Raw genomic sequence first — 14,870 nt, 5'->3', positions numbered from 1 at the left:
TTAAATATCCGGCACCCAGAAAGTACGACCGCTATTAGTGATCTGCTTGAGGCCTAGTCCCGGCAGGTCGCTTTCACTCACGCCAAGATATGTGAAATGCGGCAAGTCGGAGCTAACAGTCTGAAACCACCCGTTTTTGGCAAGTATCTGCCGAACACGAGGGTTTTCATTTTCCTTTACGTCGAGTGCGAGCATCGCAAGGTGTTGGGAAGTTCCGGGCGGTGCGACGGAATAGATGATCGATTTGGAGAGATCCTTTGCAAAAAAGATGCCGTCTTGCTCGAGCCGCAGGATCTCTGGAACCTGTTGAAATGGCGTCAATGCCTTGATCCGCGACGCCTCTGCCTGTGTCACACGTCCTTTACCGACCCAATAAACAAAACCCGGATTTACGCGGCTTGCCCAGAGCGTGACCGTCTGCTGATAACCACGCTTGGACGAATCACCACCTCGCGGGCCGATCGATAGTCCTGCCGCACGAGCTTCAGCAATTGCGGCCTTTAGTGCCGTCATCGCGGGTGTCTGCAAGGTTACGGTCATTCCGCCAATGGTTTCGGTTGATTGCGGGGCTGATGCCTGAAATGCCTTAACATCTGCGTCGTCCTTGAACACGACCTTTTTGGGGGCGATGGCCCCATTGCCGGTTGCAAAAAGAGAGCCATACTCTTTTAGCAAAAGGCGTCCGGCGTCATCGGTCGGTTGTTCGAAATCGGACGGCAAGTTAGCCATAAAGCCGCCGCTCGGTTTTTCTTTTGACATAGTCGGGGTTACCTTTGGCGTCGGCGAAACGCGCGGAGTCGGCGTTGCCGAAGCCCGTTCGACCGGCGTATCATCCCGGCTATTCCCGGCCTTTGAGTCGATCGACCAACAGCCCGCAAATACCAGGATCGTTAGAAACGCAAAATATCTAATTGCTCGCATATTTTTCTATTTAGCCGTGCGATGGCACCGCAGAACCTCACAAGCGGCATCTATGTGTCGCTTCATATATTCGTCTTTCTCGATAAAGGGTATCCGCTTTCGCATTTCCTCGTAAAGCGTCCGAGTTCCCTTTCCAAGCTTACCATCCGAACCAAGTAACTTCTTGCGAAAATCGATCCCTTGAGCGGCACAGAACGCCTCGAGCCCGAGTATCGTCTCGAGGTTCTTAGCTACGACGCGAAGCTTTAGTGCTGACGTTGCCCCCATTGATACGTGATCCTCGACATTTGCCGAACTGGGGATGGTGTCGACACTCGCCGGATGAGCGAGCACCTTGTTTTCCGTACACAATGCCGCCGCTGTGTACTGAACGATCATAAATCCGGAATTCAGCCCGCCGTGCTCAGTCAGAAATGCCGGTAAAATATGGGCATTAGATGACTCGTCCGTCAGGCGCATTATTCGCCGTTCCGAAATATTGCCCAATTCGGTCAGGGCGATCGTAAGATAATCGAACGCGAGCGCCAATGGTTCGCCGTGAAAATTCCCGCCACTAATGACGTCGATCTTACTGCTTTCGTCGTCGATGAATATCAGAGGGTTGTCCGTGACCGAATTGAGCTCGATCTGGATCAGCCATCCAGCATATGCGACGGCATCGCGGCACGCACCGTGAACCTGTGGCATACAGCGAAGCGTATAAGCGTCCTGCACATTGGCGGGGTCAAAATCGCGTACAAACTCGCTTTCCGCAAGGATCTCACGAAGATTCGCGGCACACTGGATCTGTCGCGGGTGCGGACGCAGGGCGTGAATGCGTTCGTCGAACGCAGAAAGCGTACCGTTAAGTGCCTCGAGACTCAAACTGCCGGCAACATCCGCCATTTCGGCAAGGTGTTTGGCCTTTTGCGTCTCAAGCAGTCCGACTGCCGTCATCACCGTCGTCCCATTGGTCAACGCCAATCCCTCTTTTGCTGCAAGGACGATCGGCGAAAGTCCGGCGCGTTCCAAAGCTTCCTTGCCTGTTACTATTTCGCCGCCGATCTCCGCCTCGCCCTCGCCGATCAGCACGCAAGCAAAGTGTGCCAGCGGAGCAAGGTCGCCGCTCGCTCCGAGGCTTCCCTTTTCCGGGATCTGCGGGTGAACGCCGCAATTCAGGCATTCCAGAATTAGTTCGAGCGTTGCGGGGCGAATGCCGGAGAAACCGCGGGCGAGCGTATTAGCACGGATCAGCATTATCGCTCTGGTGGTCGCCGCGTCAAATGGGTCACCGACGCCGACCGCGTGACTTACGACAATATTTCGCTGGAGCGTCTCGACATCTTCGCGGCTGATCAGTTTGTCCTTAAAGGCTCCAAAGCCGGTTGTGATGCCGTAAGCGATCTCGCCGCGATCGAGAAGCGTCTGAACTGCCGCCGCACTCCGAGCGACGTTTGCCTTCGCACCGTCGGACAATACGACCCGAGGTTCGCCGGGCTTGCCGTAGGCGACCGCGACTACCTGTTCAAATGTTAGGCTTTCGCCGTCAAGTAATATTTCACTCATTAACTTTCCAATGTGGTTTATCACTGCCGGTTCTCAAAGCGGCTTCGCCCAACAATTTCAGGCTGAGCGTGTATCATAGACGACCTTACCGCCTTTGATAACCGTTCGGACGAGATTTCCGCCAAATTCATTTGCGATCTGCCGATGATCGCTGCAGTCAAATAGCGCAAGATCGGCACGCTTTCCCAATTCGATCGAACCGACGCGGTCACCCATTCCAATCGAATATGCAGCATTTATCGTCGCCGCATTCAAAACTTCGGCCGGCAATAACTTTTGATATCGGCAAGCGATCGCCATCGCCATCGGCTGCGACGGACACGGGGCCGAGCCCGGATTGTAATCCGTCGAGAGGGCGATCGCGCAATCTGCATCGATCATTTTCCGTGCGTCTGCATATTTCATTTTGCCGGAATTGAAATTCTCTGTCGGGATCACGATTCCGATAGTCTCTGATGCGGACAATTGGCTGATCTCCTCGTCCGAGATCGCGTCTAGATGATCGACCGAGATCGCCTCGAGATCGATCGCGAGGTGCGTTCCGCCGAGGTTTGTAAACTGATCAACGTGCGCCTTAATCCCGAAACCCAACGCCTTTGCCATTTCCAGTACACGACCTGATTGCCCGAGATCGTATGCATTTTGCTCAGTAAAAACGTCGCAAAAGAATCGCGTGCCTTTCGCGGCAAAATGCGAACGCTCATACCATTGCCACGCAAGCGGCAGCATTTCCGTGCAGATCAGATCGACATAAGCGTCTGCATTGCCTTTGAATTCGGGCGGAACTGCGTGAGCCGCGAGGAATGTCGGTACGATGTCGATCGCGTGAGACCTATCGAGGGCCTCGATCGCCGCGAGCATCTTCATCTCGGTTTCCGTGTCGAGCCCGTATCCGGTTTTGATCTCGCAGGTCGTCGTGCCGCAGGCCAGCATTTTGTCGAGACGCCTGCGGCTTTCTTGAATGAGTTGCTCTATTGTTGCTTGCCGTGTCTGCCGCACCGTCGAAATGATCCCGCCGCCATTTGCCAAGATCTGGAGATACTCAGCACCTTGTATCTTCAGTTCAAATTCATTCAAACGGTCGCCGGCGTAAACTATATGAGTGTGCGGATCGACAAAACCGGGCACCACCACGCGGCCATCCGCGTTTATGACAGTATCCGCCTCAAAGTTGGGCAAGATCTCTGCCGTAGTGCCGATGCCCACGATCCTGCCGTCTGCCACCGCCACAGCGCCGTCGCTGATAATTCCGACGACACGTAGAGTAGCACCGCGTTTCGGCTTTCCTGCCGACCGGCACGTTACCAATTCGGCAGCGTGAATAACAATTAGCTCGCAATCTTGCATTTACGGCTTTGTCTTCATGATACGTTTATGGGTCTCACCGACGCCCATCAGTGCCGCTGAGCCAAACCACGGCGTTGCCTCAATGATAAAGATGCCCGCCTTGATCGCAGGGTCAGTTTCAGCAAGTTTCAACGCTTCTGCGACGGTCGAGACGTTAAAAATATATAGTCCGCGATACGTTCGGTCATTGTCACCAAACGGGCCGGCAAGGGCCAATTTGCCCTCATCGCCAAGCCGGCTGATGTTTGCCATATGTCCTTTGAATATCTCGTCACGAACCGTTCCCTTTATGGACGCATCCTTCGGGCCGGTTTTCAGGATCACCAGAACGTAATTCTTCATTCCGTTGTCATTGCCACCGAACCTTTTGGCAAGTGTCTCGTCATACGTCGGCTTTTCGTCAGCGGTCAGGCTCGCAGTGTTCTGTGCCGACGCGAAAACGGCCGCCCCCAATATGCAAAGCGCGATCACGAACGTTCTCAGTAACATAGATAAATTTCTCCAGGAAAGTAGTTCTGTGGAACAAGCATAAAGAAAACTTGGCGTCGGCTCAAGTTTTTGCGACCAAATGGCGACCCGCAACGTCAAACAATCAAGCTATTGGCAGTCGGGAGACACGTATGCGTAAAATTTGTGGTTGGTTTGTCTTGATCCTACTTGTGGCGGCAGGCTCGTCCGTTCGATCTCAGGTCGACACGAACGAGACCATCAGGATCAACACGTCGCTCATAAATATCCCTGTTATCGTCAGTGATCGGGACAACCGATACGTGCCCGGTCTGACGAAAAGCAACTTCCGTGTTTTTCAGGACGGCGTCGAACAGTCAGTTGAGATCTTTAACAACGACTCCGCCCCGATGAACGTGATACTCGCACTCGACACAAGCAGAAGCACTGCCGGCGTGCTCGGCAAGATAAAAAAGGCTGCGAGAAAATTCATCAAGGACCTAGGGCCGGAAGATCGCTGTATGATCGTTACCTTCGACAACGATATAGAAATACTGAGCGGATTAACATCGAATAAGAAAGATCTCGAGTCCGCGATCAAAAACGCCACTATCGGAGCACAATTCGGCACAGTTCTGCGCGACGCCGTGTACGATGCAGTCCAACGCCAACTCCGCGGTGAAAAGGGCCGAAAAGCTTTGATATTGCTGACGGACGGCGCCGATTTTGGTAGTAGCGTGTCCAGATCTCAGCTTTTCGATCTGCTCACAGAATCAGACACCGTTGTTTACCCGATATTTTACGAAAGTGCGATGCGAGTTCGCGATTCATTTCCGCGTCCGTTTCCCGACCAAGCGGGAATGGGCCGTCTCGGTCGTCGCGGAGGCATCGGCGGACGCCAGAGGCGGTTTCCAAGCGATAATTTTCCGGGCCGCAACCCAAATCGACAAAACCGTCGAAACCTTCCCGGCGCCGGCGTCAATCGCCCCAATTCCGAAATTCAACAACAGCTTTCGATAGCTTTCCTCGAAGAACTATCCGAAAAGACGGGCGGACGATTTTTCAGAGAACAAAAGGCCGATCTTGGTGATGCATTTCAGCAGATCGTCGATGAAATGAAACGGCAATACGTACTTGGCTTCTATCCCTTGAGCGACTCGCCGGCGGGAACCGAACATAAGATCAAGGTGCAAGTGGATCGTCCCGGGATAGTCGTCAGGGCGAAGAGCAGATATCGTACGCAGGCACAATAGCGCGGTAAACTGAATATATTTGGTATATCTCAATACGAGAAAATATTGCCGCGTTTTCACCGATGGGCGTTGATATTGATTCTTTTTTCTCTGTACAAAAGGGTTTGGACAACCTGATCGTTGAAAATCCAGCCTGGCGGGAGGATTATGTCTATTGAAAAGGTAAGTAAAAAATGGGACGAAAGATATTATCTAACGTCCCGTTGCGAATATCTTGTTTACTAGAGATCAATTTTCAGATTTTACCAAATCATCCATAAGTTGCGGCTTCCCAACTAATAAAGCGACGACGACGCCAAAAATTACGTGGCCCATCAAGCTACCGACTGCGATCATCATCATTGAGCCTTCCATCATCGGCATGGGAAACATCGTTCCCATTACCGCCATCATTATTTGAGCGAAGATGAAAGCGGCAACCCCGTAGATCGCACCTTTAAGGGCTAGAGAACCGATTTTTACAATAGGAGCAAAAACGAACGCGTAAGCCAATGCGAATGCGATCCCGATCATAAAGTGCATCATCCAGCCGACAATTATCGGCATTCCCATCATTCCTGACAACATCGCCGGCGGCGACATTTTCGGCATTCCCATCATCGGAGCAACAACCATTACCGCGGTCATCACCAAAGTCCCTACAACGCCGGCTATAATCGATTTAACGCTTCTTGAATCCATAATTTTAATTTGAGACATCTAGATGTCCATTCCTCCGTATTTTTCGTTTCGGTCTGCATTCATTCCGTTAAGAAAAAATCGCAAACTTATCACTTAATACCCGAAGGCGCGGAAAAATCACCCAGATCAGTAAAATTATTTTAGTCGCTCTAGTTCTTTTACCTTTTTAATCTGGTTGATGCACTTATGTTTTTGGTTTATTGCGTTATGTTTGGTGGAGTAACCGTATTCGGTTTGTATGTCGTCGAGGGTCTTTTCTTCGTAATAAATGGCCCGTATTAGACGTCCGCAGTGTTTTGTGATCTTGAGCAGATAGAACCTCAATTTTTCCGTTAGGTTTTGCTCTCTGTCGATCGCTGAATTTACGTCCTGAACAAGCTTCTCAGAATGCAAATCCGTCAGCTCAATTTCACGCGAGGCGGTCCGCAGGCGTTTTAGCCAAAGATTTTTGGCAATTGCAAAGACGTAGGTTTTTAATGATGCCGTCAGTTCAAAGTTGTCACCCTTCAATTTGTCAAACAACACTACCAATGTGTCCTGAAAGACATCCTCGGCATCAGCGGTTGTCCCGCTGTTTCGGGTGATAAAGCTATTTACCAACCCAAAATACTGGCGATAAAGTTTTCCATACGCTTCGTTGTTTTCTCCCCGAAGGTCTAATAGAATTTCCTTATCCATATTGAAACTTTAAGGGGTTGAACCCCCAATGATTCGGGGGCAATACAAACCTAATATCGACCATTTATTAATTGGAGGACAACTTCGTTCGATTGTAACAGATGCCCGGATCGAAAACCGTCAAGATATCCTAATCTATGAGCAGAACTATTCACGCACCTACCGGCACGGAACTTTCCTGTAAAAATTGGCTGATCGAGGCCGCTTACCGAATGATCCAGAACAATCTGGATCCGGATGTCGCATTTGACCCCGACAATCTCATCGTTTACGGCGGACGCGGCAAGGCCGCTCGAAATTGGGCATCGTACGACGCGATCCTCAAGAGCCTCCGTGAGTTGAATGAGGATGAGACACTGCTCGTGCAATCCGGAAAGCCCGTGGGTGTATTCAAAAGCCACGCTGATGCTCCGCGCGTATTGATCGCAAACTCGAATATCGTGCCGCACTGGGCGACTCAGGAACAGTTTGACCAATACGAGCGCGACGGCCTGATGATGTATGGACAGATGACCGCCGGAAGTTGGATATACATCGGTACTCAAGGAATTTTGCAAGGAACGTACGAGACGTTCGGTTCCCTTGCACGCCAACAAGGTTGGGGAACGCTAGCCGGAAAACTTGTGCTCACCGCGGGCTTGGGCGAAATGGGCGGCGCACAGGCTCAGGCGATCACGTTTAATGGTGGAGTTGGGTTGCTAGTGGATGTAGATCCGTGGCGGATCGAGCGGCGTTTGCAGTTAAAGCAAGTCGATGTCGCGGCGAAAGACCTTGACGATGCGATCGCTTTAGCGAAAAACGCCGTCGCCGCGAAAGAAGCCACGTCGATCGCTCTGTGCGGCAACGCCGCTGAGGTTCACTGGGAATTGCTCGAACGCGGCATCATTCCTGATGTTGTTACTGATCAAACGTCTGCTCACGACGTAATGATGGGTTATATTCCCGTCGGTTACAGCGTTGACGAAGCGGCGGAGTTTCGCAAAAGTGATCAGACGGCGTACGAGAAGGCCGCGATGGACTCAATGGCAACGCACGTCGAAGCAATGCTCGAATTTCAGCGACGCGGTTCAATTGTGTTTGATTACGGCAATAATCTCAGACAGCGTGCAAAGGATAATGGCGTCGCCAACGCATTCGATTATCCGGGTTTCGTGCCTGCGTATATTCGTCCTTTGTTTTGCGAAGGCAAAGGTCCGTTTCGCTGGGTCGCTCTCTCGGGTGACAAAGAGGACATCTACAAGACCGACGCGGCGATGATGGAGCTCTTCCCTGACAACGATCACCTCATCAAATGGCTGACGATGGCTCAAGAGCAGGTCGAGTTCCAAGGCTTGCCCGCACGAATTTGCTGGCTCGGTTATGGTGATCGAGCGAAGGCCGGCTTAAAACTTAACGAAATGGTCGCATCCGGTGAATTAAAAGCTCCGATCGTGATCGGCCGCGATCATCTCGATTGCGGCAGCGTCGCTTCGCCCAACCGCGAGACCGAATCAATGAAAGACGGCTCAGACGCCATCGCAGATTGGGTTTATCTCAACGCGATGATCAACGTCGCCGGCGGTGCGACGTGGGTTTCGCTCCACCACGGCGGCGGCGTCGGTATCGGCTATTCCCTTCACGCCGGACAAGTCATCGTCGCCGACGGCACTCCCGAAGCTGCTAAACGCATCGAGAGAGTTTTAACTACAGACCCGGGAATGGGCGTGATCAGGCACGTTGATGCAGGTTATGAAGAAGCAAAAGAATTTGCGGATAAGAATGATGTTAAGATTCCGATGAGGTCGATATGAGAGTTTGGGAAGCACGAAAAGACGACTGGCTGTACAGAATTGAAGAAGACTTACCGGACGTCGGATTCTATCTTCGTGGCTACCAAGCTGGGGCAGATATTTTCGATTATTTGCAGGACACTTCAGAGATTTGTATGAAATTTGCCAACCAAGAGTACGGATTGCCCTTAGATGCCTGGGAGTTGATTCAAAAGTAGTTTGATGCTGGTTATGACGAAGCAAAAGAATTAGCTGAGACGAATGGTGTTGGGAGACCAAACGGGGAAAGGAGTATTTTCGTTATAGTCCGCGACCAAAAATCGATCAATCCGACTTCATCACAGTAATCAACAAAAAGAAAGGACGGCACGAGGCCGTCCCTTTTGTTGTTTCCAGGTTAGGAAACCCGGTCGCTATCGCTCGCGGTTATTCCCGTGGTTCCGGCGTCTTTGTTTTTTTGCTTGCCCTTGATTTGTATTCTCCTTTCTTTTTGAGGCCGACGGATTGGAGCAAGTTTGAGTCTTTGCCGTGCTGTGCCTTGATGTGCTTGATCGAGGCAGATGCCTATGCTGACACTACCGATTCGTCGCAGAAGATACACACTTTGAACTCGATCAAAACTCCGCGGTCTCTCGGGGTGGTGAAAAACCTGATAACATTGCCAAATGTGTCGGAGCTAAAATAATTCTATGAAATTAAGCGATAATGCAGTCGTCGTCTTTCACGGTTTTCTGAATCTGCCGAATCTTGAGAAACTCTCGATCGTCGAGGCGATCAACGAGTATTTCGATTCGAACGATCGTGAGCCGATCCGGACTGAGATCGATGCACGGTTCGATGAGATCACGGCTGCGGCGAGTAAAAAGTGATGAGTGATGGGTAAGTAAGGTGTGAGGTAAGACGGGATGCTTCGTGAAATCTTGATTCTGGCGGTCGCTGTGGGCTTTTTGAACGTCGCAACTGTGTGTTTAGCACAGGACGTTATTACCTCGTCGACGCCCTACCCTATCGCCCGGAACGATCGTGAGTTGCTTGGCTTGAAACTACGGCCCGAGACCCTCGCGATCGTAAAGGAAATTGAGGCTAAGACGCGAAAGCCGATCGTTGCGGAATTCAACAAGCAACCGAAATTCCAGCTTGGTGTTAGTTTTATCGACGAACAGAACGGTCAGGCCATTGTCTCGCTCGATCCTGCGCTTGAGGAAGACCGCAATAAGCTCGAAGCAGTTTTCACGCACGAACTGCTCCATCTACGTCTCACCGTCAACGGCTATCCGGGCTTTATCTGGTCTCCAATCGTCCGCACCGCCAAGGGCCTTGCGATCGATGTGGAACAGAGCAACATCAATGATCTTCGAAGTATTATCGAGCATCGTGTTTTTCGTGACGTGATGATCAAATACGATATTTATAAATTTATAGACCTTGCCGGAGACACGGCCGCTCTTGCGAAGCGAAACAGAGGCAAGGAGGCCGGACAAGCCGACGTGATCAACTATGTACGTGCCATCCTGGAATATCCCGACCCCCTCGATATCGCCACCGTACGACAGATCTACAATGCCAACGGATGGCAAAGTTCGATCACTGACGGAGCCAAGATCGCTGCCATCATCAACCATTCTGCCATCGCCACGCCAAACGACATCGAAAACGTGTTTATAAGGTGCGTCGCAGTGCTCTATCCGCCACCAAGTTCGGCTTATGCTTTTAGTCTCAAGTTAGATACGACCAACAAATATTTCCGAAGGATGGTGCTAAACATCGGCCGCGTTGCGAAAAGACGCAAATGAACGCAAAATAGCGGCGTGAGGTCGTCAATGAGTATGACCGGAAAACTATGGAAGCCTTAATTTGCCCGCAATGCGGAGGACAGATCACCGAATACAGGCCGGACGCGAAGTTTACCACTTGCAGTTACTGTGCAACGAAGTTCGTCATCGCAGACAACAAGGAAAAGGACCCGATCCCGCCAGCCTATGATTATCCGACCACAACGCAGTTGCCGAACCTAAATATGGTCATCGGCATTATTGCGGGTATCGGCTTGCTTGCGGGCGTGATCATATTCGCTACATTCGCATCAAAAAATAATAGGACTACGCCACCTAGCACTCCGCCAAAAGCCACGCCGTCGCCGGTACTCGCGAAGGCCGAACCGGCCAAACCGGCCAAGGAACTGCCCAACTATCTCGAATTCGGCGGAAAAGGCACGGGCAATGGCTTATTCCAGGATGCAGGGTCGATCGCCGTTGACACGAAAGGACGCATTTACGTCTCAGACGACAGTCTCCGAGTACAGCAATTCGATGAAAACGGTCAATTTCTCAAGCTCTGGCAGATTCCAGCGAACGGTCAAGTTTATCAAAAGGCCCGAACCATAGATAAGATCGCCGTGGGCAGTGATGGCAATCTATACGTTGCGCTCGGCGGTGTAATACTTGCTTACAAAGAAGGTGCTACGGAACCGACACGCACGATCCATTTCGCTCCCGATAACATACAGGATTTTGCTCTGCGCAGCGACGGCGGGATGCTGGCCGTATCGACAAATGACCAGATCGAAACGCTGAGTTTCATTAATAAAGCCGGCAAGGTGACCAGGCGATTACGCGGCTTTCACACAGACGCCCTTGACGCCGCGATCTCGCCGCGGCAAACCGCCGTATGGTCGATCCGCGTCGCAACGGATGGTGCCGGAAATATCTTCTCGGTTTACGCTCTCGGTGCTCTCGGAAGCTACTCGATCAACTATAACTCTGAGGAGTTGCAGATCGCCCGATTTTCGGCGGACGGTAAATACGTCAATAAGTTCGTTCAGAGTAAAGATTCGTGCGGGATCGAGGTTGATAATCAAAGCCGGATCTACGTTTCTAACGGTTCCACGATCAACATATACACGAGCAACGGTGAATTGATCAATTCTCTCGGGCTTGACTCTCACATTGCTGCGTTTACATTAGATGCGGCGAACAACATGTACGTCGTTCGCGACGATATCGTCACAAGGCGGCCTGCGATCTAGGCAAGGTGGGGCCAAGCCGTAAAGATCACTTTTCAGAGTTTTCCTTGACGTATTTTTCGAACTTTTTCCTGTCCGGGTGATCCTTGACCTTTGCAAGAAACGCCTTGTATTCAGCGGCGGCGAGATTCTTGGCTCCGGCGAGATCATACAGACGTGCTTTCATTAGATGGCACTCTGCCATTCCCTTTGGGTCGATACGCAGAGCCTCGTCAAGCGCAGCCAGGCCGTCATTACCGCGGCGAGCCTGCAGGTACGCCTCACCTAGCAAACGATAGGCACTTGCGGATCCCGGATCAGCAACAACGGCTCTCTCAAAATAATCGATCGCAGCCGGCACAAGGCCTTTGATGCCGCTGATGATACCCAGATTCAAGATCGCCGGCGCGTAGTCCGGACGAATCACAAATGAACGCTTAAACGCCGTCTCAGCATCAGCGAGGTTCTGCTCGCCAATGTAGAGCGACCCAAGTTTGGCCCAAGCGATAAAGTCCTCAGGATCAGCCGCGACTATCGCCCGGACGATTTCGATCGCTTTCGGCGTGTCTTTGGCCTTTTCGGCCTCGCCGGCCTTTTGGTAAAGTTCAGCCGTCTTTGGATTCGAGGGACGAGCAAAGTTCGCATTAAGAACGCCGGGTTTAACAATCTCAGGTGAGCCCGGCGGATAGATATCAAAGTCCTCGCGTTGCTTTGTATTCGTTGAGTCAAAGACGGATTTGCGGGCGACCTCGACCCCGTCGACCTCGATCACCAACGTTCCGCCGGACCCGAGCTTTTGAAAGCAATAATTGCCGGACCGGCCAATGATCTGTCTGGTTGCCGGTTGGACGCTGTCGGAGTAGATCGCCGTGATCCTCGGCTGTTTGCCGACTATTGGCGTGCCCTTTTGGGTCACGCGTCCAAAAACGAAAGGCACCAAGCGGTTATCGCGTCCCGATTCGCGCGACGGAGTTTCGCCAAATTCGCGGCACATATCGTCGGCTTGCGCACGGATCGCTTCGCCAAAAAACAGCATCACGATCACCAACAAAGCCAGCGTTAACGTCCGCCTGACAATCTCCCTATTCGGAACGCCCGTTCGATGTAGATCCATAAATTGAGCACTTAACGGAAAAAAGCAAAGAGATCGTTTACGTCCAATTCGTAACCGCTCACGCCCGTAAGAATTGCCCGGAAGGCACCGGTGAAGATTGACTTAGTCCGCAGATTAGAAAATACTTCAATTAACGATTATGACAAATATTTTTGAACTTACCACGCGTCCTGATGAGAAACTGTTCTTTTCTCAAGGCGACACAAATGACCCGAGGATGGGCGAGATCGTTCGTTTTGATCCCGAACACTATCAGTCGTCTGAAATTGTCATTCTCGGTTGTCCGGAGGATGAGGGCGTGATACGCAATCGCGGCCGCAAGGGCACCTCCGAAGCTCCGGCTGCGATCCGTGACCAGTTTTATCGTCTGACGACCTTCAATATAAAAAAACGCATCTTTGATCTTGGCAACACCGTCATCGGATCGACGCTCGAGGAGACGCACGATAACCACGCCGAGATCGTAAAGCAAGTGCTCCGAGACGGTAAGCGCCTTATCGTGCTTGGGGGTGGAAACGACATATCATATCCCGACGGTTTGGCAATGGCTGAGGTCTTCGGGCCTGAATGGTGGATCGGCGTTAATGTCGATTCGCACCTCGACGTCCGCCTCGCCGAACAGCGAAACAGCGGAACCCAATACCGGCAACTGCTCGACGAAGGCCATTTGCTGCCGACATATTTTTACGAGGTCGGCTTTCAGTCTCACTTTTGCTCACCGGTCTATTACGAGTACATTCGCGATCGCCATATCCATCGGATCAGCCTCGAACTTCTGCGTTCGCGTGCGGATGCCGATGTGGAACTGAAGGATATGATCCGTGAAAAATTCATCGGACATAGCTCGAGCCTAAATACATTTTTCGGATTTGATATGGACGTTGTGCGTGCGGCGGACGCCCCCGGGACCTCAGCACCATCTCCTCTCGGACTCCGAGCCGGCGAATTTATCACGCTGGTCAAGTACGCAGCATCGCTGGCCAATACGCGTATCATCGAATTTACTGAGGTCAATCCCAAATACGATGTGGACAACCGCACGACGCGTCTAGTTGCGATCGGGATACATCGGATCTGCACGGGCACGTTCTAGACAAAATATAATGGCAAATACAAAAGAATTGACCGGGATCACTCGCGAAAAGCTAAACGCGTTTCGCGGCAAGATGAAGAAATTCGGTGTTGAGGTGCCGGAGGGCGACGACGTGGAGATCAAGGCGCCTTTCGGAGTAAAAATGCACGCCAAATATGATGAGGCCGCCGAAACTCTGACTCTCGAGATCCGGGACAAACCAATGTTCGTCCCGGAATCTCAAATTTGGAGTATCGTCGAAGGCGGTACGGCTTAAGCGCACCGGCGATCAGATCAGTTAAACCCGCTTGCCGGTCGCGAGTCGGTAAATCACCAACACCACGATCGCTCCGATGATCGACGAGATGAAACTCGGCAGCGAACCGCCGATGTTATCGAAATTACTGACCATCGGGTATCCGACAAATGTGCCAATAAACCCGCCGACCACTGCACCGACGATACCGAGGATCGTGGTCAAGATGAAGCCCCCACTATCGGGTCCCGGCAAAATAGCCTTTGCGATAAAGCCGGCGAGAAAACCCAGAATCAACCAAACTAATAGTGAAATCATATATTATACTTTCCTCCTTAATTACTCGATTATACCCCATCTATACGTTGGCACAACCTGATCTTCCGCCGGCCCGGACTATGCAAAACCCAAAACACTTGATTTTCTTGTTCTAAAGGCTTTGTAACTTGACAGTTTTATCAGTGTTTGGCATCCTTAAGGTTCGCTTTTCGTAAGGAATACGCGAGGTGTAGTCTCTTAGCTCAGTTGGTAGAGCATTACCTTGACAAGGTAGGGGTCAGCAGTTCGAGTCTGCTAGAGACTACCACTTATATTTTTCGATAAGATGCTTACAAAGAACTTTGCGGTTTTTATAACTACTACGACACGCTTCTAATAGCGTGAAAAGGCTCGACAAACTGAAGTTTGTCGGACTGTTTGCAAAGTCGCTTTTATCGGATCAAATCTTGTTTAGTAGTAGGTTGTTGATCGCTAATTATCTAGCGTCGATCGATCCAAGCCGGACGC

General features: G+C 51.3%; 16 protein-coding genes and 1 tRNA gene. 9 read left to right on the top strand and 8 right to left on the bottom strand.

Annotated elements, in window-relative coordinates; all coding sequences use genetic code 11:
- The 4 genes from IPQ00_01100 to IPQ00_01085 are packed head-to-tail and all read right to left on the bottom strand — an operon-like array spanning nucleotide 1 to nucleotide 4,302.
- Complete coding sequence (locus IPQ00_01100) at nucleotides 1–921, bottom strand: hypothetical protein (GenBank protein MBL0239163.1); 921 nt, start codon at nucleotides 919–921, stop codon at nucleotides 1–3.
- A gap of 6 nt (nucleotides 922–927) precedes the next feature.
- Nucleotides 928–2,466, bottom strand: a complete 1,539-nt coding sequence (gene hutH, locus IPQ00_01095) for a histidine ammonia-lyase (GenBank protein ID MBL0239162.1) — start codon at nucleotides 2,464–2,466, stop codon at nucleotides 928–930.
- A gap of 57 nt (nucleotides 2,467–2,523) precedes the next feature.
- Nucleotides 2,524–3,813, bottom strand: coding sequence for an imidazolonepropionase (locus IPQ00_01090; GenBank protein MBL0239161.1), 1,290 nt, complete (start codon nucleotides 3,811–3,813; stop codon nucleotides 2,524–2,526).
- Nucleotides 3,814–4,302, bottom strand: coding sequence for a hypothetical protein (locus tag IPQ00_01085; protein ID MBL0239160.1), 489 nt, complete (start codon nucleotides 4,300–4,302; stop codon nucleotides 3,814–3,816).
- A 131-nt stretch (nucleotides 4,303–4,433) separates the two neighbouring features.
- Between IPQ00_01085 and IPQ00_01080 the strand changes: the two genes are divergently transcribed.
- Nucleotides 4,434–5,513 (top strand): VWA domain-containing protein, encoded by a 1,080-nt coding sequence (locus IPQ00_01080; protein ID MBL0239159.1) that lies wholly within the window; start codon nucleotides 4,434–4,436, stop codon nucleotides 5,511–5,513.
- Between the two features lie 228 nt (nucleotides 5,514–5,741).
- Here the strand turns inward: IPQ00_01080 and IPQ00_01075 are convergent, their stop codons facing one another.
- Together IPQ00_01075 and IPQ00_01070 are read right to left on the bottom strand one after the other, a co-directional pair.
- The gene (locus IPQ00_01075) at nucleotides 5,742–6,194 is read right to left on the bottom strand and encodes a hypothetical protein (protein MBL0239158.1); all 453 of its coding nucleotides are present in this window, start codon (nucleotides 6,192–6,194) and stop codon (nucleotides 5,742–5,744) included.
- Nucleotides 6,195–6,329: 135 nt separating this feature from the next.
- The gene (locus IPQ00_01070; protein ID MBL0239157.1) at nucleotides 6,330–6,872 is read right to left on the bottom strand and encodes a sigma-70 family RNA polymerase sigma factor; all 543 of its coding nucleotides are present in this window, start codon (nucleotides 6,870–6,872) and stop codon (nucleotides 6,330–6,332) included.
- 137 nt (nucleotides 6,873–7,009) lie between these two features.
- Between IPQ00_01070 and hutU the strand changes: the two genes are divergently transcribed.
- From hutU to IPQ00_01045, 5 genes are all read left to right on the top strand, one after another.
- Nucleotides 7,010–8,662, top strand: a complete 1,653-nt coding sequence (gene hutU, locus IPQ00_01065) for a urocanate hydratase (protein MBL0239156.1) — start codon at nucleotides 7,010–7,012, stop codon at nucleotides 8,660–8,662.
- Nucleotides 8,659–8,859 (top strand): hypothetical protein, encoded by a 201-nt coding sequence (locus IPQ00_01060; protein ID MBL0239155.1) that lies wholly within the window; start codon nucleotides 8,659–8,661, stop codon nucleotides 8,857–8,859. Before hutU ends, IPQ00_01060 begins: the two co-directional genes overlap by 4 nt.
- 471 nt (nucleotides 8,860–9,330) lie before the next feature.
- Nucleotides 9,331–9,510: a hypothetical protein gene (locus IPQ00_01055; GenBank protein MBL0239154.1), complete on the top strand. Its 180-nt coding sequence runs from the start codon at nucleotides 9,331–9,333 to the stop codon at nucleotides 9,508–9,510.
- Between the two features lie 36 nt (nucleotides 9,511–9,546).
- The gene (locus tag IPQ00_01050) at nucleotides 9,547–10,434 is read left to right on the top strand and encodes a hypothetical protein (GenBank protein ID MBL0239153.1); all 888 of its coding nucleotides are present in this window, start codon (nucleotides 9,547–9,549) and stop codon (nucleotides 10,432–10,434) included.
- A gap of 47 nt (nucleotides 10,435–10,481) precedes the next feature.
- Complete coding sequence (locus IPQ00_01045; GenBank protein ID MBL0239152.1) at nucleotides 10,482–11,666, top strand: hypothetical protein; 1,185 nt, start codon at nucleotides 10,482–10,484, stop codon at nucleotides 11,664–11,666.
- A 25-nt stretch (nucleotides 11,667–11,691) separates the two neighbouring features.
- Here IPQ00_01045 and IPQ00_01040 read toward each other — a convergent pair whose 3' ends face one another.
- Entirely contained in the window at nucleotides 11,692–12,756 is a 1,065-nt protein-coding gene (locus IPQ00_01040; protein ID MBL0239151.1) for a tetratricopeptide repeat protein, read from the bottom strand.
- A 139-nt stretch (nucleotides 12,757–12,895) separates the two neighbouring features.
- On the opposite strand from IPQ00_01040, the gene IPQ00_01035 reads away from it, so the two are divergent.
- Both IPQ00_01035 and IPQ00_01030 read left to right on the top strand, forming a co-directional pair.
- Nucleotides 12,896–13,849 (top strand): formimidoylglutamase, encoded by a 954-nt coding sequence (locus tag IPQ00_01035; GenBank protein MBL0239150.1) that lies wholly within the window; start codon nucleotides 12,896–12,898, stop codon nucleotides 13,847–13,849.
- Between the two features lie 10 nt (nucleotides 13,850–13,859).
- Entirely contained in the window at nucleotides 13,860–14,105 is a 246-nt protein-coding gene (locus IPQ00_01030; GenBank protein MBL0239149.1) for a hypothetical protein, read from the top strand.
- A gap of 21 nt (nucleotides 14,106–14,126) precedes the next feature.
- Here the strand turns inward: IPQ00_01030 and IPQ00_01025 are convergent, their stop codons facing one another.
- The gene (locus tag IPQ00_01025; protein ID MBL0239148.1) at nucleotides 14,127–14,399 is read right to left on the bottom strand and encodes a GlsB/YeaQ/YmgE family stress response membrane protein; all 273 of its coding nucleotides are present in this window, start codon (nucleotides 14,397–14,399) and stop codon (nucleotides 14,127–14,129) included.
- A gap of 195 nt (nucleotides 14,400–14,594) precedes the next feature.
- On the opposite strand from IPQ00_01025, the gene IPQ00_01020 reads away from it, so the two are divergent.
- Nucleotides 14,595–14,670, top strand: a tRNA-Val gene (locus IPQ00_01020).
- Nucleotides 14,671–14,870: the final 200 nt, after the last annotated feature.

This window comes from Chloracidobacterium sp. (assembly GCA_016720705.1).
Classification (GTDB): Bacteria; Acidobacteriota; Blastocatellia; order Pyrinomonadales; family Pyrinomonadaceae; genus OLB17.
This window is presented reverse-complemented; position numbering and strand designations above follow the sequence as displayed.